16 protein-coding genes are annotated in these 19,727 nt (G+C 70.5%); 5 read left to right on the top strand and 11 right to left on the bottom strand.

Going from position 1 to position 19,727, the window contains the following annotated elements; all coding sequences use genetic code 11:
• The first annotated feature begins 87 nt into the window (after positions 1 to 87).
• Positions 88 to 732 carry a leucyl/phenylalanyl-tRNA--protein transferase gene (gene aat / locus ACSQ14_RS07860; protein WP_436011397.1) on the top strand — a complete coding sequence of 215 codons (645 nt, stop codon included), beginning with the start codon at positions 88 to 90 and terminating at the stop codon, positions 730 to 732.
• Here the strand turns inward: aat and ACSQ14_RS07855 are convergent.
• Entirely contained in the window at positions 675 to 1,325 is a 651-nt protein-coding gene (locus ACSQ14_RS07855; protein ID WP_436011395.1) for a DUF2155 domain-containing protein, read from the bottom strand. The genes aat and ACSQ14_RS07855 overlap by 58 nt on opposite strands.
• Positions 1,326 to 1,344: 19 nt before the next feature.
• Positions 1,345 to 1,746, bottom strand: a complete 402-nt coding sequence (locus ACSQ14_RS07850) for an NADH:ubiquinone oxidoreductase subunit NDUFA12 (protein WP_436011393.1) — start codon at positions 1,744 to 1,746, stop codon at positions 1,345 to 1,347.
• A 189-nt stretch (positions 1,747 to 1,935) separates the two neighbouring features.
• On the opposite strand from ACSQ14_RS07850, the gene ACSQ14_RS07845 reads away from it, so the two are divergent.
• On the top strand, positions 1,936 to 4,425 hold the full coding sequence (locus tag ACSQ14_RS07845; protein ID WP_436011391.1) for a TSCPD domain-containing protein: 2,490 nt from the start codon (positions 1,936 to 1,938) through the stop codon (positions 4,423 to 4,425).
• Positions 4,426 to 4,542: 117 nt separating this feature from the next.
• Positions 4,543 to 5,397 carry a pentapeptide repeat-containing protein gene (locus ACSQ14_RS07840; protein ID WP_436011389.1) on the top strand — a complete coding sequence of 285 codons (855 nt, stop codon included), beginning with the start codon at positions 4,543 to 4,545 and terminating at the stop codon, positions 5,395 to 5,397.
• 132 nt (positions 5,398 to 5,529) lie between these two features.
• On the opposite strand, the gene aspS is transcribed toward ACSQ14_RS07840, so the two are convergent.
• The 6 genes from aspS to parC form a co-directional block, all read right to left on the bottom strand.
• Entirely contained in the window at positions 5,530 to 7,308 is a 1,779-nt protein-coding gene (aspS, locus tag ACSQ14_RS07835; RefSeq protein WP_436011387.1) for an aspartate--tRNA ligase, read from the bottom strand.
• A 173-nt stretch (positions 7,309 to 7,481) separates the two neighbouring features.
• A complete protein-coding gene (locus tag ACSQ14_RS07830; protein WP_436011385.1) occupies positions 7,482 to 8,324 on the bottom strand; it encodes a flagellin in 843 nt (280 codons plus the stop codon).
• 287 nt (positions 8,325 to 8,611) lie between these two features.
• Positions 8,612 to 9,481, bottom strand: coding sequence for a DUF2189 domain-containing protein (locus ACSQ14_RS07825; protein WP_436011383.1), 870 nt, complete (start codon positions 9,479 to 9,481; stop codon positions 8,612 to 8,614).
• Positions 9,482 to 9,620: 139 nt separating this feature from the next.
• Positions 9,621 to 11,939: an HWE histidine kinase domain-containing protein gene (locus tag ACSQ14_RS07820; RefSeq protein ID WP_436011381.1), complete on the bottom strand. Its 2,319-nt coding sequence runs from the start codon at positions 11,937 to 11,939 to the stop codon at positions 9,621 to 9,623.
• A 131-nt stretch (positions 11,940 to 12,070) separates the two neighbouring features.
• Positions 12,071 to 12,577 (bottom strand): thermonuclease family protein, encoded by a 507-nt coding sequence (locus ACSQ14_RS07815; protein ID WP_436011379.1) that lies wholly within the window; start codon positions 12,575 to 12,577, stop codon positions 12,071 to 12,073.
• Between the two features lie 14 nt (positions 12,578 to 12,591).
• Positions 12,592 to 14,832: a DNA topoisomerase IV subunit A gene (parC, locus tag ACSQ14_RS07810; protein WP_436011377.1), complete on the bottom strand. Its 2,241-nt coding sequence runs from the start codon at positions 14,830 to 14,832 to the stop codon at positions 12,592 to 12,594.
• A 116-nt stretch (positions 14,833 to 14,948) separates the two neighbouring features.
• Between parC and ACSQ14_RS07805 the strand changes: the two genes are divergently transcribed.
• Together ACSQ14_RS07805 and ACSQ14_RS07800 are read left to right on the top strand one after the other, a co-directional pair.
• Positions 14,949 to 15,422, top strand: coding sequence for a VOC family protein (locus ACSQ14_RS07805; protein ID WP_436011375.1), 474 nt, complete (start codon positions 14,949 to 14,951; stop codon positions 15,420 to 15,422).
• Between the two features lie 37 nt (positions 15,423 to 15,459).
• Positions 15,460 to 16,401, top strand: coding sequence for a GNAT family N-acetyltransferase (locus tag ACSQ14_RS07800; protein WP_436011373.1), 942 nt, complete (start codon positions 15,460 to 15,462; stop codon positions 16,399 to 16,401).
• A gap of 769 nt (positions 16,402 to 17,170) precedes the next feature.
• Here the strand turns inward: ACSQ14_RS07800 and recO are convergent.
• The 3 genes from recO to rnc all read right to left on the bottom strand — a co-directional run bounded on the left by recO (position 17,171) and on the right by rnc (position 19,722).
• Positions 17,171 to 17,902 (bottom strand): DNA repair protein RecO, encoded by a 732-nt coding sequence (recO, locus tag ACSQ14_RS07795; RefSeq protein WP_436011370.1) that lies wholly within the window; start codon positions 17,900 to 17,902, stop codon positions 17,171 to 17,173.
• A 165-nt stretch (positions 17,903 to 18,067) separates the two neighbouring features.
• Positions 18,068 to 19,000: a GTPase Era gene (gene era, locus ACSQ14_RS07790; RefSeq protein WP_436011368.1), complete on the bottom strand. Its 933-nt coding sequence runs from the start codon at positions 18,998 to 19,000 to the stop codon at positions 18,068 to 18,070.
• Positions 18,997 to 19,722: a ribonuclease III gene (gene rnc, locus ACSQ14_RS07785; RefSeq protein ID WP_436011366.1), complete on the bottom strand. Its 726-nt coding sequence runs from the start codon at positions 19,720 to 19,722 to the stop codon at positions 18,997 to 18,999. The genes era and rnc overlap by 4 nt, the downstream gene beginning before the upstream one ends.
• Positions 19,723 to 19,727 lie beyond the last annotated feature (5 nt).

Genomic DNA, 19,727 nt, shown 5'->3' with positions numbered 1-19,727 from the left:
CCCCTCTAGAGGGGGAGGAGGATCGCCCTACCGTCAAGCCAGCTTACGCTTTTGCGGAAGGCGTCCGGGCCCAATACAACTTCACCCATGGACCAATTCGGCCCGCGCGAGCTCCTGGCCTGCTACGCCCGCGGCGTCTTTCCGATGGCCGACGCCCGGGACGACGCGCGGGTCTTCCTGATCGATCCGGAGCGGCGCGGGGTGATTCCGCTGGACGGCTTCCACGTCGCGCGGCGGCTGGCCCGCACGGTGCGCGGCGAGCCGTTCGAGGTGCGGTTCGACACCGCCTTCGCCGAGGTGGTCGGCCTTTGCGCCGCGGCGCGCCCAGGCCGGCTGGAGACCTGGATCAACGCGCCGATCGAGCGGCTCTACAACGAACTGCACCGCCTGGGACACGCCCACAGCGTCGAATGCTGGCAGGACGGCGAGCTGGTCGGCGGCCTCTACGGCGTCGCACTGAAGGGGGCCTTCTTCGGCGAGAGCATGTTCTCGCGGCGCACCGACGCCTCGAAGGTGGCGCTGGTGCACCTGGTCGCGCGGCTGATCGCCGACGGCTTCGTGCTGCTCGACACTCAGTTCCTCACCGACCACCTGACTCAGTTCGGCGCCCAGGAGATCCCGCGCCGCGAGTATCACCGGCGGCTGGCGCGGGCGCTACGTGTCGAGCCGGAGTTTCAGCGCGAGGCGACGGCGGGCGCGGCGGCCCTGCAGCTGATCACCCAGGCGTCGTAGACCGGGTGCTGCAGCGGGTGCAGCCCCGGCGCGGACGCATACATCCAGCCCTTGAATACCTGCCGCGCCGGCGGCGTCGGCTTGCCGGCCTCGGCCCGCGGCTGGGAGTCGATGGTCAGGTAGGCGATCGAGTCGGCGACCGGCTCCTCGGCCGTCGAGCGTTCGCAGGCGCGCACCGTGAAGATCAGGCCCTTGAAGCGGACCGCCTTGCCGACCGGGGCCTCGAACACCAGGGTCTCGGCGGTGATCTTGTCGAGCGCCTCGAGCACGGCGACGTCGTAGCGGGCACGGCGGATCGGGGCCGGCGGCTTCTCGGGCACGGCCGGCGACGGCGGCGCGGGCTCGATCTCCTTCTCGGAGATCGGCGGCACGACGACCGGCGCGGGCGTCGGCACCTCTTGCGGCGGCGCCTCTTCAGGCTCCGGACTCACTGGACCCGGCGCCCCGGGCGGCGGCGCAGGCTGTAAGCCGGGCAACGGCGCAGGCGGCGTCACCGGCTGGGCCGAGACCAGCCCGGCGACCGCAACGGCGGCGACGCTGGCCAGCCAGACGCTCCGCTTGACGGTTCTGGCGATGGCGGAGGAGCGGGTCATCGGCGGCCTCCTAAGGGGCTTATTCGGGCGACCAGGCCTCGTAGTCGCCGCTGGCGCGCTGACGCTCGCCGCCGCGGGCGAGCGAGCCCTTCGGCTTGTAGGCGTGGATGGTGCCCGTCAGGTTCGGACGGTGCTCCTTCTCCCACGCCTTGGCCGGCAGCGGCGCGGTGGTCGGCGGCTCGGCGAAGGTGTAGTGCAGCCAGCCGTGCCAGTCCGGCGGCACCTTCGAAGCTTCGGCGTAGCCGTTGAAGGTCACCCAACGACGCTTGCGGCTGTCGTAGCTGTCCTTGTTGTCCTTCGCCTCGTAGTAGCGATTGCCGAAATCGTCCTGACCGACGAAGACGCCGCGCTTGGCGATGGTGAAGTGGATGCCGGCGGTGGCGCCGTTCCACCAGGTGAAGATCGTCTTCAGGAGCGACACGGGGACTCTTGCGGGCTGTTTTTGGGGTGGCCGATTGCGGCCGGACTATAGGCGGCCGGCCCCGGAGCGTCCAGCGCCGCCCAGCCGCAGCCTAGATGCAAGATGTTGGGGATGATTGCCCCATAGCCCACCACATCTATTGCCCGAGCCCGCTGCGGCCGCCTAAGCTTGCGCGATCGGGAGTGCGTCATGGTCACCCAAGCTTCGCCAGGCGGAATCGAAGAGCGAGCGCTCGAGCTCGCCGACCGCATCGTCACTGCGCGCGCGCCGGCCGGCTGGAGCGACGCGCGGGTCGAGGCCTGGTTCGACTGGGCCGGCGGCGAGCCGGACCTGGACGCCGCCATTGGCGAATTCGCCGAAACCCTCACCCGCCGCGCCCAGGCCAAGGGCCTGGTCAAGGACGCCGCCGAGCGGACGGCCTTTCGCGCGGCGCTGACCACTGCTCTCCTCGGCGGGGCGATCGCCATCGGCGCCGCGCCGCAGAGCCGCGCGCCGACGGTGCTCGACGGCGAGCGGCCGAGCGCGGCGCATGCGCTGCGCGACCTGACCGCCGCCTATCGCGGCGAGCAGGCGGCGGCCGCCGCCGCGCTTGAGTCGGGCGCCCGGCTGCAGGCGGTGATGGACGCGGTGCTGCGCTGTGAGGGCGAGGCCGCGGCCTGCGCCGATCCAGCGCGCAACCCGAGCCTGGCGCGCGCCGCGCAAGCGGCCCGGCAGATCGGCGCCCCGCCGGCCGAGATCCTCGACGCCGTGGCCCTCGCCCGCGCCGGTGAAACCGAATGGCGCGCGGCCGCGCCGGAAGCCACGCCCGACGCCCTGCGCCTGGTGCTCGCCACGCCGAGCGAGGGGCTGAACGAGGACGTCGCCCGCGCGGCGGCGCTCGCCGCCCACGCCACCGGCGCCATCGCCGTGGCCCCGTCCCGCGCCGCTGCTGAAGCCCTGGCTGACGCGCCGCGCGCGGTGCGCGGCGGCGTCGACCTGATGGCCTTCTGGTCCGACGAAGGCTTCGACATCGCCCGCTTCGAGGCGACCGTGGCGCTGCTGGCCCAGGCGCTGGCGGCGGCCAGCGGCGGCCCCGCCCTGCTCGGCCTCGCCGGCCTCGGCGACTGGCTAGCCGCCCACGGCCTCGACTACGACAGCGACGCCGGTCGCGAGACGGCGCACGAACTCTATCTGGCCGCGGCCGCCGCGGTGCGCGCCTCCGGCGCGCCGCTGAAGGGCGGCGTGACGGTCTTCGCCGATCCCGAGCTGTCGCTCCGGCTGGGCGGCGGCGATCTCGCCGCCGGCGCCTTCGCCGGGGCGGTGACGCTCGCCCAGACCGCCGACGGGGCCAGCGTGCGGGTGCTGTCCGACGCGGCGCTGCGCGGCTTTACGGCGCTGGGGCTCGACGCCGCCGAACTGCGCGCCGAACTGCTCGGCCGCGGCGATCTGCGCGACGCCCCGGGGATCGACCACCGGACACTGACCGCGCGCGGCTTCACCGACCATGAGATCGCCGCCGCCGAGGCGGTACTTCCCCTCGCGACGCGGCTGGCCGAGGCCTTCGCGCCGGAAGTGATCGGCGAGGGCTTCGTCCGCGACGTGCTGGGCGCCAGCGCCGATGAGATCGCCGAGCCGGGCCTGAACGTGCTGGCCCTGGCCGGCTTCAGCGATGAGGAGATCGCCGCGGCGGAAGCCTACGCGCTGGGCGGTGGAGACCTTTCGGAAGTCCCCGGCCTGCGCCCGGACCAGGCGCGCGTCTTCCGCAGCGCCGCCGACGTCGGCGCCCAGGCCCACACTCTGATGCTGCAGGCGATCCAGCCGGCGCTGGGCGTGCCGGTCCTGCTCGAGCGGCGGCTCGCCTGGAACGTCGGCCTCGCCGAGGTGCGCGCCGCGCTCGCCGGTCCGCTGGCGGTGCGGGTCCGCCGCGCCGCCGCCCCGGCCGAACTCGAACTCGACCTGCCGACCATCGCCGAGGCCCCTCGATCCGCCGCGCGCGAAGCCCCACCGCCGGAGCCGGAAGAGCGCATAATCGAGCGGATCGTCGAGCGCGACCGCACCCGCCGCAAACTGCCGGACCGCCGCAAGGGCTATATCCAGAAGGCCTCGGTCGGCGGCCACAAGGTCTATCTGCACACCGGCGAGTACGACGACGGCGAGGTCGGCGAAATCTTCATCGACATGCACAAGGAAGGCGCCGCCTTCCGCTCGCTGATGAACAACTTCGCCATCGCCGTCTCGATCGGCCTGCAATACGGCGTGCCGCTGGACGAATTCGTCGACGCCTTCGTGTTCACCCGCTTCGAGCCGGCCGGCCCGGTGACCGGCAACGACTCGGTGAAGTCGGCGACCTCGATCCTCGACTACATCTTCCGCGAGCTCGGCATCTCCTACCTCGGCCGCGACGACCTGGCGAACGCCGACCCGGGCGAGTTGAACGCCGACGGCCTCGGGCGTGGCGCGCTCGACGCCCAGGCGGACGAGCCGCAGCCGGCCAGCCGGTTCATCTCCCGCGGCTTCTCGCGCGGGGCGGCGCCCGACAACCTGGTCTTCCTGCCGATCGCCAACCGACCGGGCGCGTTCGAGGCGGCCGAGGTGTGCGCCGCGTGCGGCGACATCGCCGTGGTGCGCAAGGGCCAGGCGATGATCTGCGAGACCTGCGGGACGCGCGCCGCGCGGCCCAGCGGCGACCACGGCGGATAGACCCCGGCGGCGATTCCGCCTGACCGCACCGTGCCTTAGGGCCAAGAGTTACCGCGATTTAAGTGGCGCTGGTGGCTGGACGCCCTCAGATGGAAAGCCGGTGACAGGATTTCCCATTTGAAGCGTCTCCTTCTGGCTACGGCCCTGGCGATCTCCGCAGCGGGCGCGCTGCCCGCCGTGGCCGGCGACAAGGCTGTGGTCGCGCGACGCGACGCCTTCGGCGGGGCCTGCCCGCGATGCGAACTGTCGGGGCGCAAGCTGGCCGGCGCGCACTTCATGGGCGCGAACTTCGCCGGCGCCGCCCTGGTCGGCTCGGATCTCCGCCGGGCGCACTTCATGGGCTCGGTGTTCGTCGGCGCCGACCTGTCGCGGGCGGACTTGTCGGGCGCCCGATTCCTCGGCGCGAACTTCACCTACGCCAACCTCTCCAACGCCAAGCTTCGCTCGGCCGAGGCGCACGGGGTGAGCTTCGCCCGGGCCAATCTCGCCGGGGCCGACCTGCGCGACACCGAGGCGCTCGGGGCCGATTTCTCCGGCGCGTCGCTGCTGGGCGCCGACCTGCGCTCGACCGAATTCACCGGGTCGCAGTTCCGCCACGTCGACGCCCGCGGGGCCGACTTCGGCGACGCCGACATGCGCGGCGCAGTGCTCAGCGCCGGGCGTTTCGACAAGGCCTCGTTCCGCGGCGCGGCGCTCGACGGCGCGGTGCTCAGCGGCGCCAGCTTCCCGGGGGCCGACTTCAAGGGGGCCAGTTTGGACCACGCGATCATCGCCGGGGCTGACCTGTCGCGCGCCCGCGGCCTGGAGCAGGACCAGCTCGACGAAGCCTGTGGCGACAGCCGCACGCGGACGCCGCCAGGCCTGACGGCCAAGCTCTGCGCTTCACGACAGCTGGTGCACTCGCCGCCGCGGATCCCGCCCGCGCCGCCGATCCCGCCGGCGCCGCCGCGCTTCGTCGCCGCGGGGCCGTAGCCGGCGGATCCTCCCCATCAGGGGGAGGTGGCCCAAAGGGCCGGAGGGGGTTCCAGCCGCCAAAGCTTCGGCTTCCAACCCCCTCACCCGCTTCGCGGGAACTCCCCCTAAGGGGGAGCAACTTCTCTCAGCCTAGATCTTCACCGGCGGGGCGAGCCGGACGTGCAGCTCTTTCAGCTGCTTCTCGGCGACTTCCGACGGCGCGTTCATCAGCAGATCCTGGCCCTGCTGGTTCAGCGGGAAGGCGATGACCTCGCGGATCGCCGTCTGGCCGGCCAGCAGCATGACGATGCGGTCGATGCCGGGCGCCAGGCCGCCGTGCGGCGGTGCGCCGTGGCGGAAGGCGTTCAGCATGCCGCCGAACTGCTCCTCGACGACCTCGGGGCCGTAGCCGGCGATCTCGAAGGCCTTCAGCATCACGTCCGGACGGTGGTTCCGGATCGCGCCCGAGCAGAGCTCGTAGCCGTTGCAGACGATGTCGTACTGGTAGGCGAGGATCTCCAGCGGATCCTTGCCCTGCAGCGCGTCCATCTCGCCCTGCGGCATGGAGAACGGGTTGTGCGAGAAGTCGACGCGCTTCTCGTCCTCGTTCCACTCGAACATCGGGAAGTCGACGATCCAGACGAACTCGAAGCGGTCCTCGTCGACCAGCTTCAGGTCGGTCCCGACCTTGATCCGGGCGGAACCCGCGAACTTGTAGAAGACCTGCGGATCGCCGGCGACGAAGAAGGCCGCATCGCCCTGCCCCAGGCCCAGCTGGGTCATGACCGCAGTGGTCTTCTCCGGCCCGAGGTTCTTGGCGATCGGGCCGCCCCAGCCGCCCTGGTCCTCGCTCCAGAAGATGTAGCCGAGGCCCGGCTGGCCCTCGCCCTGCGCCCAGGAGTTCATCCGGTCGCAAAATGCGCGGCTGCCGCCCTTCGGCGCGGGGATGCCCCACACCGCATTCTTCGGCGTCTCGAGGATCCGCGCGAACAGGCCGAAGCCGCCGCCGCGGAACTGCTCGGAGACGTCCTGCATCTCGATCGGGTTGCGCAGGTCGGGCTTGTCCGAGCCGTACTTGGCGATCGCCTCACGGTACGGGATGCGCGGGAACGGATAGGGCGTGACCGGCTTGTCGCCGCCGAATTCGGTGAAGACGCCATGCATCACCGGCTCGATGGCGGCGAACACGTCGTCCTGGGTCACGAAGCTCATCTCGACGTCGAGCTGGTAGAACTCCAGGCTGCGGTCGGCGCGCAGGTCCTCATCGCGGAAGCAGGGCGCGATCTGGAAATAGCGGTCGAAGCCCGCGACCATCAGCAGCTGCTTGAACTGCTGGGGCGCCTGCGGCAGCGCGTAGAACTTGCTCGGATGCAGCCGCGAGGGGACCAGGAAGTCCCGCGCGCCTTCCGGCGACGAGGCCGTCAGGATCGGCGTCTGGTACTCCAGGAAGCCCTGGTCGATCATCCGGTTGCGGATCGACTGGATGACCTTCGAGCGCAGCACGATGTTGCGGTGCAGGGTCTCGCGGCGGAGGTCCAGGAAGCGGTTCTTCAACCGGATCTCTTCCGGATACTCCGGCTCGCCGAAGACCGGCAGCGGCAGCTCGGCGGCTTCGGAGATCACCACCACCTCGGCCACGCGCACCTCGACCTCGCCGGTGGGCAGGTTCGGGTTCACGGTCTCGTCGGTGCGGGCGACCACCTCGCCGTCGATGCGGATGACGCTCTCGGCGCGGACGTGCTCGACCAGGTTGAAGCCAGGCGTCGACGGGCTGATGACCAGCTGGGTGAGGCCGTAATGATCACGCAGGTCGATGAAGATCAGCCCGCCGTGATCGCGCTTACGGTGGATCCAGCCCGCAAGGCGGACTGACTTGCCGGTATCGGCGGCGCGGAGCGCGCCGCAAGTGTGCGTGCGGTAAGCGTGCATTCTCTTGGGAAATCGGCTGATTTATGAGCCGCGGAAGGGCGCACGCGGCCCCCCGATTGTCAAGGCGATGAGCTAGAGGTCGCCCGTTATATGGCCGCCTTCGAGGCCGCGCCGGCGTAACGCCGGAAGCTTCGCCGGCGGGAGGACCCGCCTCCCACCGGCTTGGCTTTAGTTTAGCGGAACAGAGACAGCAGCGATCCAGACGACTGGTTCGCGATCGACAGGGCCTGCACGCCAAGCTGTTGCTTGGTCTGCAAGGCCTGCAGTTTCGCGCTTTCCTTCGCCAGGTCCGCGTCCACCAGGTTGCCGACGCCGGCGTCCAGGGTGTCCTGCAGCTTGCCGACGAAGTCCAGGTGAGCCTGGATCGACTTCGAGCCGGTGCCCAGCTTCGACAGCGCGCTCGACACGTTGGTGATCGCCGAGTTGACGGTGGCGATCATGTTCTGCGCGTCGGTCTGAGTGCTGATCGACGCGGTGTCGGTGATCCCGCCCATCGCCGTGCTGCCCAGCGAGAGGTCCTGGGATTCCACGGTGATGAACTGGTTGCCGTCGGCGTTGGCCAAAGCCATCACCGTCGTCGGGTTGCTGGCGGTCGCCTTGAGCATGTTGGCGCCGTTGAACTCGGCGTTGTCGACGGCCTTCTGGATCTGATCGCGGAGCGACTTGAAGTCGTCGTTGAGCGCGACCCGGCTGTTGGTGTCGAGCGTCGTGTCCGAGGCCGAAAGCGCCTTGGTCTTCATCTGCAACAGCAGGTCGGAGATGCTCTCGCCGGCGGCGATCGCCACGTCCACGGTCGACGAGCCGCGCTGGAGCGACTCCTTCACCGAGTCGAGCGACTGCGAGGTGGCCCGCTGGTTCTGGGCGATGGCCCAGATCGCGCCGTTGTCCTTCGCCGAGGCGACCTTCAGACCCGTGTTGATGCGCGTCTGAGTTGTCGCAAGCGCCGAGTTGGTGCTGTTGAGGTTCTGGAGCGCAGCCAGGGCGCTCACGTTCGTGTTCACGCTATTCATAGGCACTGGGTAGTCGTCCTTCTTTCGAGGGGCCGGCCGGTCATTTTGACCACCGGGGGCATTTTGCCCGGCAAAGGACGACGCAAGCCGGGCGCCAACTCGGCAAAAACGGAAACTGCTCAGTTTTTTCCGACCCGGACTTGCCGGCCGGCAAGATCTGCAGGGTCGAATGCGCCGATCGGCAAAAATCGCCACGTCGGGCGCGGCGCGCCTGTCGCGACCGCAACCGTTAACGTGAAGCGGCGACCCCGGATCGCTCCGGAGCCGCCGCTACAATCAGGCCTTGCAGGACCTCAGTCGCCCGGAACCAGCTTGCGGTAGAGCCGCCACGTGGCGTGGCCGAACAGCGGCAGGACGAACATCAGACCGATCAGCGCCGGGATCGAGCCGAGCACCATGGCGCCGGCGATGACCAGGCCCCAGACCAGCATCGGGCGCGGATTGGCCCGCACCGTCGCGATAGAAGCGCGGATCGCATTGGTGACGCCGACGTCGCGGTCCAGCATCAGCGGCACGGAGATCACGCTGATGGCGAAGGCGAAGGCCGCAAAGACCGCGCCCACCGCCGTGCCGAGCACGATCATCGCCCAACCGGCGGCCGTGCCGAACACGTCGTTCATGAACGAGCCCAGCGAGGTCGGCGCCTCCGGCCCGATCGTGATGGCGTAGATCCCCCAGGCGGCGGCCACCCAGGTGAAGAAGACCAGCGCCAGGATCGCGCCAAAAGCGAGGATCGAGGTGAACGCCGGCGAGCGCCTCACCTCGAACGGCGTCGACCAGGAAACCGGCTGGCCGACCTCCAGACGCCGGCTGATTTCATAGAGACCGACCGCCGCCACCGGCCCGAGCAGCGCAAAGCCCGAGACCAGCGGCGCGACCAGGGGCAGCATGTTCATGCTGAACATCAGCCGGCCGAGCACCAAGCCGGCCAGGGGATAGAACAGCGCGATGAAGACCACGTCTGAGCGCGCAACGCCCAGATCGCGCAAGCCTTCGCGCAGCGCCGCCCACAGGTCGGCGACCTCGATGCGGCGGATTTGCGGAACCGCGGCCGTGTGGCGAAGCGGCGGCGCATCCAGGGTTCGGCGGACGTCCGAAGCCGCCCAACTGGCCCGTTCGAAGATGAACTCTAGGGGATTCTCAACGTGGTTCCGCGGCGGCATGCTCTACCTCCCGAGCCTCTGGCGAAGGCGGGTGGCGGTCGAATCGCCGGCCGACAGGTCTTGAGCCGACGGCGGCCACAACCCGTAATCCCAAAGACACTAACACGTCCGCGGGGCGGGTCCAGCCGCCAGCGCCGCCTCAGCCCGCCTGCAGGTCCGCCATCCAGCCGTCGACCGGCTCGTCCGGCAGATGCGCCTCGACCACGCACACCAGGCCCGTGGGCCGGAAGTCGAGTGACACCTGGCCCTGCAGTTCGCTCGCCAGGCCGCGCTGGATCAGGCGCGTGCCGAAGCCGGTGCGCTCGGGCGGCCGCACCTGGGGTCCGCCGGACTCCTGCCAGGTCAGGCGCAGCTCACGGCCGCCCGCCGCCCGCTCCACGCGCCAGGCGATGCGCACGCTCCCCCCGGGCGCCGACAGCGCGCCGTACTTGGCGGCGTTGGTGGCCAGCTCGTGGAACGCCAGTGCCAGCGCGATCGCGGTCTTCGGCGGCAGGAAGACGCTCGGCCCCTGGATCTCGAACGGACTGGTCCCCGACAGGCTGATGTAGGGCGCAGCGGCCTGGCCGGCGAGTTCGCTGAGCTCCGCGCCCGACCACTTCTCGTCCGTCAGCACGTCGTGGGCGCCCGCCAGCGCGATCAGCCGCGAGGCCAAGGCGTCGCGCACCGCTTCGGGGACCTCGCCCCGCCGCAGGGTCTGCGCGGTGATCGCCTGCACCGTCGCCAGCGAGTTCTTCACCCGGTGATTGAGCTCATTGACCATCAGGCGCATGTGCTCATCGCCCGCCTTGCGCACCGTGATGTCGATGGCGGTGCCGATCAGGCGGACGCATTCGCCGGCCTCGTTGAAATACCCCCGCCCCTTCGCCGCCACCCAGCGGGTCCGGCGGTCGTCCTTGCCGACCGTGCGATACTCGACGTCGTAGAGCGCGCGCCTGGCCGGATCGACCGCGGCGTGAAAGGCGGCGTGGACGCGAGCCTGGTCCGCCGGATGCACGCCGCCGAAGAAGTCGTCCAGCGTCACCGGGAAGTCCGGCGACATGCCGAACATCAGCTTCACCCGCGGCGACCAGATCAGCGACCCGGTGGTGGGATCGAGATCCCAGAAGCCGACCTCGGCCGCCTCGGTGGCCAGTTGCAGCCGCTCGGCCGTTTCCTCGAGCTCCTGGCGCGCACGATGCGCCAGAGTGACGTCGCTGGCCGCGCCGAACCATTCGACGACGGCGCCGCGCGCGTCGCGCAGCGGCACGGCCCAGGTCCGGATCCACAGCTCCCGGCCCGCGACCGCCACCTGGTGCTCCAGCTCGAAGTTGCCGTGCGACGCCAGCGCCGCCTGGATCGCCGTCTGCACGCGTTGCTGCTCTTCGGGCGGCAGCAGGCTGGACAGGTCCGACACGCGCGGCCGCGCCGACAGCGCCGGCAGGTCGTGGCCCTCCAGTTCGCGCAGCTCCGTCCAATCGGCGCTGACCCGGAAGATGATGTCCGAGCTGGCGCCGACCAGGGCGCGCAGGCGCTGTTCGCTGTCGCGCACCCGCGCCTCGGCGCGCGCCCGCTCCGCGCGGGTCCAGGCGCGCTCGGCGACGTCGCGGATCAGCTGGCGCTCGTCGTCGCGCCAGCGCCGGGGAGCCAGCGTGTGGACGCACAGCGCCGCGCGCCAGATCCCGCCGCGCAACAGCGGCACGCTGAGCGCGCCGACCAACCAGTCCGGCCTGAGCGCCGTCTCCGCCGGGTCGTCCGGCTCCGGCAAGTCGCGCGAGATATCCTCCACCGACACGATCAAGCCCGCGCTCATCTCGCTGAGCATCGCCGGCCCGAACGCGCTCAGGCGGTGGCGGCCAATCAGGCTCGAAACCCCTGGCGCGCGCCACTCGTGGTCCACCTCGAAGGCGTCGCCGAGGACATCGACCCCCGCCCAATGCACCCGGTCGCCGGCGAAATGCTCGCCCAGCAGACTGGCGCTGACCGCGAGGATCTGGTCGGCGTCCTCGAGATCGCGCAGCCGATCGTCGAACCGGGCGATGAAGGCGCGTTGCGACTCCGCGCGCACCCGGCGGGTGGTCTCGACGACGGTGCAGAACATCCCCGCGACAGCGCCCGCCTCGCCCTCGATCGGCGAATAGCTGAAGGTGAACCAGGTCAGTTGCTCGGCGCCGTAGCGCATCACCACCAGCGGCAGGTCCTCGTCGTAGATCGTCTCGCCCTTCCGCGCCCGCGCGGTCAGCGGCTCGATCTCCGACCAGGTCTCGCTCCAGACGTCCTGAAAGCGCGCGCCCAGGGCCATCGGGTGCTTGTCTCCGAGGATCTCGGTGTAGTCGTCGTTGTAGAGCAGGCGCAGTTCCGGGCCCCAGGCCACGAACATCGGAAACTTCGAGCCGAGCAGCAGGCTGACGATCGAGCGCAGCGACGAGGGCCAGGTCTCCGGCGGCCCGAGCGCCGAGCGCGACCAATCGTGCGCGCGCATGAGCGCGCCGACTGTTCCGCCACCATTCGGCCAGACGCTCGCCATCAGCGGTTCCAATTGTCGGGAACGTCAGTCAATCACGCCCCGGCGGGCACGTCATCCTCCGCAACCGCCCAGATCGGAAGCGTCGCTTAGCGGCTGAAATCCATCAGCGATTTCACGTCCGGCGCGCCGGGCTCCTGCAGGCTCACCGGCGCGCACCAGCCGAACCGCCCCGTCGAACTGGTCGCGACGAGCCCCTGGCGGTGCAAGGTGTCGGCGAGGTCCTGGTTGTCGAGACTGACATGGGCGATGGCCCGATTGTACTCGTCCGTGCGCCCGGTCGGTTCGACGCGGACGTCCCGCGCGCCGGCGACCAGGTCGCGGACGGCGGCGGTGGCGAGCCGGGCGGCCAATCCCTCGGCCCAGCAGCGGGCGTCGGGAACCGGCTGCGGGGCCGCGGCGTCGGCCAGCCGCACGTGGCGGCCGTCGATGACCAGCACGTCGGCGTTCAACACCTTCACCCGCTCGGCCATCGTGGCGCCGACGTCGGGCGGCGCCTGCAGCGGCGGTTCCGGCGTCCGCCGGCAGGCCGCTACAGCCAGCGTCAGCGCCAGGACCAGCCCGGCGGCCGCAGGTGCGGAGAGGCTGCGCGCCATGTCCGCCCCCTCGCCTACTTCGGCCGGAACCGCTTGCTGGCCGGGAAGCCCTTGGGCGCGAGCTTGCCCGCACCGGCGCGGCGGGCGAGCCACTCGCGCCACTCCGGCCAGGCGCGGGTGCGCCCGTCGGCGGTGGTCCAGGCCGCGCCCTCGTCGCCCTTGAAGATCAGCGCGTCGCGCAGGCCGCCCTCGCGGTAGGCCTGCAACTTGACGCCCTTGCCGCGCGGCATCTCCGGCAGTTCGTCGATCGGGAAGATCAGGATCTTGCCGTTGTCGCCGACCACGCCCAGGTGGTCGCCGGTCACCGGAAGCGAGATCGCCGCGCCCTTGGCCCCGGCGTTCAGCACCTGCTTGCCAGCCCGGCGGAAGGCGATCGCCTCGTCCTCCGGCAGGACGAAGCCGTAGCCCTCCTTCGACGCCAGCACCCGCTTGGCGCCCGGCTTGTGCACGAAGACGTCGACCAGCCCGACCTTGTCGTCGAGGTCGATCATCAGCCGTAGCGGCTCGCCATGGCCGCGGCCGCCCGGCAGCTTGTCGCAGCCGAGGGTGAAGAAGCGGCCGTCGGAGGCGAAGATCAACAGCTTGTCGGTGGTCTCCGCCGGCACCAGGAAGGCCAGCTTGTCGCCCTCCTTGAACTTCAGCTCCGAGGGGTCTTCGACCCGGCCCTTGGCGGCGCGGATCCAGCCCTTATCGGAGAGTATGACGGTGATCGGCTCGCGCACGATCATCGCCTCGATAGCGGCCTCGGCGTCGACCTGCGGGGCGTCGGCGAACACCGAGCGGCGCACGTTCAGCTCGCTCAACGCCTTCTTCACATCGCGCAGGCCCTGCCCGACCAGCTTCCACTGGGCGGCGTCGGAGCCGAGCATCTTCAAGATGCCGTCGCGCTCTGCGGAGAGTTCGGCGTGCTCGCGGCGGATCTCCATCTCCTCGAGCTTCGCCAATTGGCGCAGCCGGGTGTTGAGGATCGCGTCGGCCTGGATCTCCGACAGGCCGAAGGCCGCCATCAGCTTGGCCTTGGGCTCGTCCTCGTAACGGACGATGCGGATCACCTCATCGAGATTGAGGTAGGCGATCATCAACCCGTCGAGGATGTGCAGACGGGCTTCGATCTTCTCCAGCCGATGCCGCGCGCGGCGCACCAGCACCTCGCGCCGGTGCTCGAGGAAGGCCTTCAGCACGGCCTTCAGCCCCATCACGCCGGGCGTGCCGCGCGCGTCCAGGACGTTGATGTTGACCGAGAAGCGGATCTCCAGGTCGGAGAGCTTGAACAGGCTCTCCATCAGCACTTCCGGCTCGACGTTGCGGTTCTTCGGCTCCAGCACCAGCCGCACGTCCTCGGCGGACTCGTCGCGCACGTCGCCCAGCAGCGGCGCCTTCTTGGTCTCGATCAGCTCGGCGAGCTTCTCGACCAGGTCGGCCTTCTTCACCTGGTAAGGCATCTGGGTGACGACGATCTGATAGACCCCGCGCCCCATATCCTCCTTTTCCCAGGTCGCGCGCAGGCGGACCCCGCCGCGGCCGGTCTCGTAGGTCTCCAGCAGCGAGGCGCGCGGCTCGACGATGACCCCGCCGGTCGGGAAGTCCGGCCCCTGGACGTGGGCCATCAGCGCCTCGGTCGAAGCCTCGGGCTGATCCAGCAGCAGCAGACAGGCGTCGATCAGTTCGCCGGCGTTGTGCGGCGGGATCGAGGTCGCCATGCCGACGGCGATCCCGGTGGTGCCGTTGGCCAGCAGGTTGGGGAAGCCGGTCGGCAGGACCACCGGCTCGTCGTCCTGGCCGTCGTAGGTCGGCTTGAAGTCGACGGCGTCCTCGTCGATGCCGTCCAGCAACAGCATCGCCGCACGGGTCAGCCGCGCCTCAGTGTAGCGCATGGCCGCGGCGTTATCGCCGTCGATGTTGCCGAAGTTCCCCTGCCCGTCGGCCAGCGGATAGCGCTGGGCGAACAGTTGCGCCATCCGCACCAGGGTGTCGTAAATCGACTGGTCGCCGTGCGGGTGGTAGCCGCCCATCACCTCGCCGACCACCTTGGCGCATTTGCGCGGCGCGGAGTCCGGGTTCAGCCGCATCTCGCGCATCGCGTACAGCACGCGCCGCTGCACCGGCTTCAGCCCGTCGCGCACGTCGGGCAGCGCCCGGTCGGTGATGACGCTCAGCGCATAGGCCAAGTAGCGCCGCGACAGCGCTTCGGACAGCGGCTCGTCGATGATGCGGTCGCCGTCGCCGTCGGACGGCGGAGGAGTTTGCAGGGTCATGTGAGAATCATACCGGTTAGGCCGGCCAGCTTACCCGCTTTGGCGGCTGTGCGTCGCTGCGGCGCGAAGCGCGTTTCTGTCGGGTGGATCAGCCGCCGTCAACGTAGGAGCCGCCCATGGACGATCCTTGGAACCGCGCCGTCTTCACCCCGTCCGCCAACTACCGCGATCCCAACGCGGCCCTCGACTGGCTGGAGCGCGTCTTCGGCTTCCAGCGGATCATGGTGCTCACCGACGACCAGGGCCGGGTCTCCCACGCCGAGATGAGCTTCCAGGGCCGCGGCCAGGTGATGATCGGCGGCGACGACTGGGCCGACTACGTCGCCTCCCCGGCCTCGACCGGCGGCCGCAACACCCAGCGGGTCCACGTGACGCTGGCCGACGGCCTCGACGCTCACTGCGAGCGCGCCCGCGCCGCCGGCGCCGAGATCCTCCGCGAGCCCGAGGATCAGTTCTACGGCGACCGCACCTATGTCGCCCGCGACCTCGAAGGCCACGTCTGGGCCTTCGGCCAGCCGGTCCGCAAGGTCGGCCGCGCAGAGGCCGAAGCTGCCTCGGGCCTGAAGATCGAGGGCTGGCTGAAGGACTGATCCTCCGGTCTAATCAGAGCGATTGGGGAGCCGCCGAATGGACATCAGCATCCGTCCCCTCCGCGAGGAGGACCTGCCCGCCGCCGACCATGTGTTTCGCCTCGCGTTCGGCACGCACCTCGGCTTGCCCGATCCACTGAGTTTCGTGGGCGATGCGGACCTGGTGGCGACACGCTGGCGCGCCCGCCCGGAGGCGGCGGTCGGCGTCTTTGCGGACGGCCGCCTGATCGGGTCGAGCTTCGCCACCGATTGGGGCGACTTCGGCTTCTTCGGCCCGGTGACGGTGCACCCGGACTTCTGGGGCCACGGCGTCGCGCAACGCCTGCTCGTCCCGACGATGGCGCAGTTCGACGCCTGGGGGACGCGCCAGGCGGCGCTCTTCACCTTCGCCGACAGCCCCAAGCACCACGCGCTCTACGGCAAGTTCGGCTTCACGAAGCAGGCGCTCACGCCGGTGATGGCCAAGGCGGTGGAGCCGCAAGCGGCGTCTGGTCAGTGGGCGAGCTTGTCCTCCCTGCAGCAAGACGCCCGCGCGGCCAGCCTCGCCGCCTGCCGGACGCTGACCGACGCGGTGAGCCCCGGGCTCGACCTGCGACGCGAGATCCAGGCCGTCGCGGACCAGGGCCTGGGCGACACGGTTCTCGTCTACGACGGTTCGGATCTCGCCGGATTCGCGGTCTGCCACGTTGGCGGCGGCAGCGAGGCGGGCTCCGGCGCCGCCTACCTCAAGTTCGGCGCGGCGCGGCCTGGCCAGCACGCCGCCCGCGACTTCGAGCGCCTGCTGTCGGCCTGCGAGGCCTTCGCCCATGCCCAGGGCGCCGAACAGCTGATCGCCGGGGTCAACGCCGCGCGGCGCGACGCCCACCGGCTGATGTCGGAGCGCGGATTCGCCGTGACCTTCGAGGGCGTGGCCATGCAACGGCCCGACGAACCCGGGCACAACCGCCCGGATTGCTTCGTGGTCGACGACTGGCGCTAAGAGTTCACCAGCGGCGGACACCGCTCGATAACTACGTTCATTGGCCGAAGCTTAGGTTGTCGACCTCTACGCTGGGTGCAGGCTGGCGGACCTCCGCCGATCGTCCGGACCCGTGATGCTGACCCAGAATTTCCGCGCCAGCGCCCAGAGCGCATTGATCTCCGCGATCATGGCCGTCTCCACCTTCGCCCTGGTGATCGGGCCCGATCCGGTGCGCTACGGCGCGCTGGCGGCCCTGCTGGTGCTCGCCCCCAGCGCCTTGCTGGCGATCCGCCTGGGCACGGTCCAAGCCCCCGACGTCGATCCGGCGAGCCTCAAGACGCTGGAGGTCGCCCCGGCGCCGAAGGTCGACCAGGTGCTGATCGCCGCCGCCTGGCTGGGCGTCGCCGGCGCCTTCGTCACCGGCCTGGCGGCGATCGACCGCTTCGCCCTGGCCGGCGGCCTGCCGCTGCAACTGGCGGCGATGGCCGGCGCGGCGCTGATGGCGCTGGGCGCGACCCCGGTGGTGGCGGGCCTGGTCCGGCCCTGGCCGCAGGTGGAGGTCAGCCCAAATGGCCTGCGCCTGACGCCGACCCGGCAGATCCGCTGGCGCGACATCGACCAGGCGCGGATCGTCAGCCTGGGCGTCAACCGGCTGGCGATCACCCTGAAGCCGTCGCCGCGCGATCCGGGCGGTCCGGCGCAGCGCGTCACCGTCCGCCTGCCCGCGGTCATGGAGCCGTGGATGCGCGTCGCCGCGACGACGCTGATCGCCCGCAACCTTGCGGCGTCAGAGGCGCCCCGCCGCACTCAGCTGGTCCACCAGCCAAAGCCGCGCCGGCGGCAGCGGGCGATTAAGCGGATTGAAGATAAACGCTTCGAGAAAGTGGCCGGTCAGGGCGAGCCCCGCGCCCACGTCGCCGGGGCCTAGCCCCGCCTGCGCCCCGAGCATGAAGGGCGGAAGCTTCAGCATCCGGTCCTTGTAGGGTTCGCCGGCCTTGCGGCTCACCGCACGGCCGGTCTTCGGGCTGACGTAGATCAGGTCGTCGCGTTCGCCGGTCGCGGCGCACTTCGACAGATCGAGGCCGAACCCCAGGTCCTGCAGCAGGCCGGCCTCGAAGCGGACGAACACCGCCGGCCAGATGTCCGGGTGGAGCAGCGCCCGGGTCAGGGCCTCGAACGCCAGATAGGCTCCCGGATGCGGCTCGCGCTCGGGCAGCGCGCCGGCCGCCACCGCCGCGGCGGCCGAAAGTCCGGTCAGCGCCATCCGGTCGTCGAACAGCGCCGCCGGCCCCTCGCCGACCGGCTCGACGCTGGCCGAGCCCAGCTGGTCGGCGACCCGGGCGCGAAAGCGGGCGATCACCTGGGCGCCCGGCTGCAGCGCCGGCTTCATGCGCCGGGACGCGCCGCCGGCCACATGGGCGGCGTACTTGCCGTGCTGCGCGGTCAGGAACTCGACGATGGCGCCCGCCTCGCCATGGGCGCGCGCGCTCAGCACGAAGGCGTCGTCTTCGAATTCCATGCTACTTCAACTGTCATCCCGGCCAAGGAGCGTCAGCGACGCCGAGCCGGGACCCATGAACACCGATTTCAGAGGTAGAGTCTCGGCGAACATGCCGCCCAACCCGGCGGCGCCCTGTGCATGGGTCCCGGATCGGCCTCCGGCCGTCCGGGATGACACGTGGCCTCAGACGTCGAAGTCCAGCCCGACGTCGCCATAGAACTCGCGCTTGTCGGCCCAGCGCTCGTCGACCTGCACGTGAAGGAACAGGTGCACCGGCCGATCGAGGATGACGTTCAGCTCCTCGCGCGCCTTCTGGCCGATCCACTTCAGGGTCTGGCCACCCTTGCCGAGGACGATCGGCCGCTGGCTTTCACGCTCGACGTAGATGGTCTGCTCGATGCGCACCGAGCCGTCCTGGCGGTCCTCGAACTTGGTCGTCTCGACCGCCGCCGCATAGGGCAGCTCCTCGTGGACACGCAGGTAAATCTTCTCGCGGGTGATCTCGGCGGCCAGCAGCCGCGCCGGCAGGTCGGCGGTCTGGTCCTCCGGATAGAACCAGGGGTTCTCCGGCATCAGCTCGGCGAGCCGCGCCTTCAGGTCGTCGACGCCCGAGCCGGTCGTGGCCGAGATCATGAACACTTCGGAATAGACGCCGGTCGCGAACAGCCGCTGGGAGAGCTCCAGCAGCTTGTCGCGCTTGACCGCATCGACCTTGTTCAGCGCCAGGATCGCCTGGCGGCCCGAGGTCTTCAGCCCCTCGACGATGGATTCGACGTCGATGGCGGCGCGCTTGTCGGCGGCCTTGGCGCCCGGCTCGGCGACGGCGAGCTCAGCGGCGGCGTCGACGAGGTGGACCACCGCGTCGGCGTCCTGGGCGCCGCCCCAGGCGGCGCGGACCATGGCCCGGTCGAGCCGACGGCGCGGCTGGAAGATCCCGGGCGTGTCGACCAGCACGATCTGGGCGTCGCCCGCCATCGCCACGCCACGCACCGGAAAGCGCGTTGTCTGCACCTTCTGGGTGACGATCGAGACCTTAGCCCCGACCAGACGATTGGTCAGCGTCGACTTGCCCGCGTTGGGCGCGCCGATAATGGCGGCGAAACCGGCGCGGCTCATGGGCTTGTCTCCTGAACGGGGTCGGGTTCCGGCCCCTCACGCTTCAACAACATCACTTGGGCGGCGGCCTTCTCGGCGTCCTGCCGAGAGCGGCCCTGCGCCTGTTCGGGCGGGAAGCCCTCGACCACGACCTGCACCGTGAAGCTGGGCGCATGGTCCGGCCCCTCGCGGCCAACCACCTGATAGGCCGGCAGCGGCAGGCCCAGGCCTTGCGCCCACTCCTGCAGCTGGGTCTTGGAATCCTTGCTCCGCGGCTCGCTCAGGCGATCGAACTCCTCCTGCCAGAATTCCAGGAAGAAAGCCCGTGCACATTCCAGGCCGCCGTCGATGTACAGCGCCGCGATCAGCGCCTCGCAGGCGTCGCCCAGCACCGCCTCGGAGCGGCGCGCGCCGACCTTGGTGGCGCTGGCCGAGAACCGCATCGCCTCGGGCAGGCCCACCCGCTTCGCCGCCCGGGCGCAGGCGTGGTAGTTCACCAGGCTGGCGAGCAGGCGCGACATCTCGCCTTCGCGCGAATCCGGGTCCAGCGCCATCAGCCGTTCGGCGGCGCAAAGGTTCAGCACCCGGTCGCCCAGGAACTCCAGCCGCTCGTTGTGGCGCACCGACTTGGCGCCGTCGCCGACGCTGGCGTGGGTCAGCGCCCGCTCCAGCAAGTCGCGGTCGTTAAAGACGTGGCCGATCCGGCGCTCCAATTCGGCGACGGCGGCCGCGCGAACGTTCATCGGGC

Origin of the sequence: Phenylobacterium sp. LjRoot219 (assembly GCF_964252995.1) — a bacterium.
Lineage (GTDB): Bacteria > Pseudomonadota > Alphaproteobacteria > Caulobacterales > Caulobacteraceae > Phenylobacterium.
This window is presented reverse-complemented; position numbering and strand designations above follow the sequence as displayed.

Bases quoted from the DNA above. Each gene is read 5' to 3' on its own strand.
- aspS (WP_436011387.1), bottom strand. From the start codon at position 7,308: ATGCACGCTTACCGCACGCACACTTGCGGCGCGCTCCGCGCCGCCGAT.
- ACSQ14_RS07855 (WP_436011395.1), bottom strand. From the start codon at position 1,325: ATGACCCGCTCCTCCGCCATCGCCAGAACCGTCAAGCGGAGCGTCTGG.
- recO (WP_436011370.1), bottom strand. From the start codon at position 17,902: ATGGAATTCGAAGACGACGCCTTCGTGCTGAGCGCGCGCGCCCATGGC.
- ACSQ14_RS07800 (WP_436011373.1), top strand. From the start codon at position 15,460: ATGGACATCAGCATCCGTCCCCTCCGCGAGGAGGACCTGCCCGCCGCC.
- era (WP_436011368.1), bottom strand. From the start codon at position 19,000: ATGAGCCGCGCCGGTTTCGCCGCCATTATCGGCGCGCCCAACGCGGGC.
- aat (WP_436011397.1), top strand. From the start codon at position 88: ATGGACCAATTCGGCCCGCGCGAGCTCCTGGCCTGCTACGCCCGCGGC.
- ACSQ14_RS07820 (WP_436011381.1), bottom strand. From the start codon at position 11,939: ATGCGCGCGCACGATTGGTCGCGCTCGGCGCTCGGGCCGCCGGAGACC.
- rnc (WP_436011366.1), bottom strand. From the start codon at position 19,722: ATGAACGTTCGCGCGGCCGCCGTCGCCGAATTGGAGCGCCGGATCGGC.
- ACSQ14_RS07845 (WP_436011391.1), top strand. From the start codon at position 1,936: ATGGTCACCCAAGCTTCGCCAGGCGGAATCGAAGAGCGAGCGCTCGAG.
- parC (WP_436011377.1), bottom strand. From the start codon at position 14,832: ATGACCCTGCAAACTCCTCCGCCGTCCGACGGCGACGGCGACCGCATC.
- ACSQ14_RS07805 (WP_436011375.1), top strand. From the start codon at position 14,949: ATGGACGATCCTTGGAACCGCGCCGTCTTCACCCCGTCCGCCAACTAC.
- ACSQ14_RS07815 (WP_436011379.1), bottom strand. From the start codon at position 12,577: ATGGCGCGCAGCCTCTCCGCACCTGCGGCCGCCGGGCTGGTCCTGGCG.
- ACSQ14_RS07825 (WP_436011383.1), bottom strand. From the start codon at position 9,481: ATGCCGCCGCGGAACCACGTTGAGAATCCCCTAGAGTTCATCTTCGAA.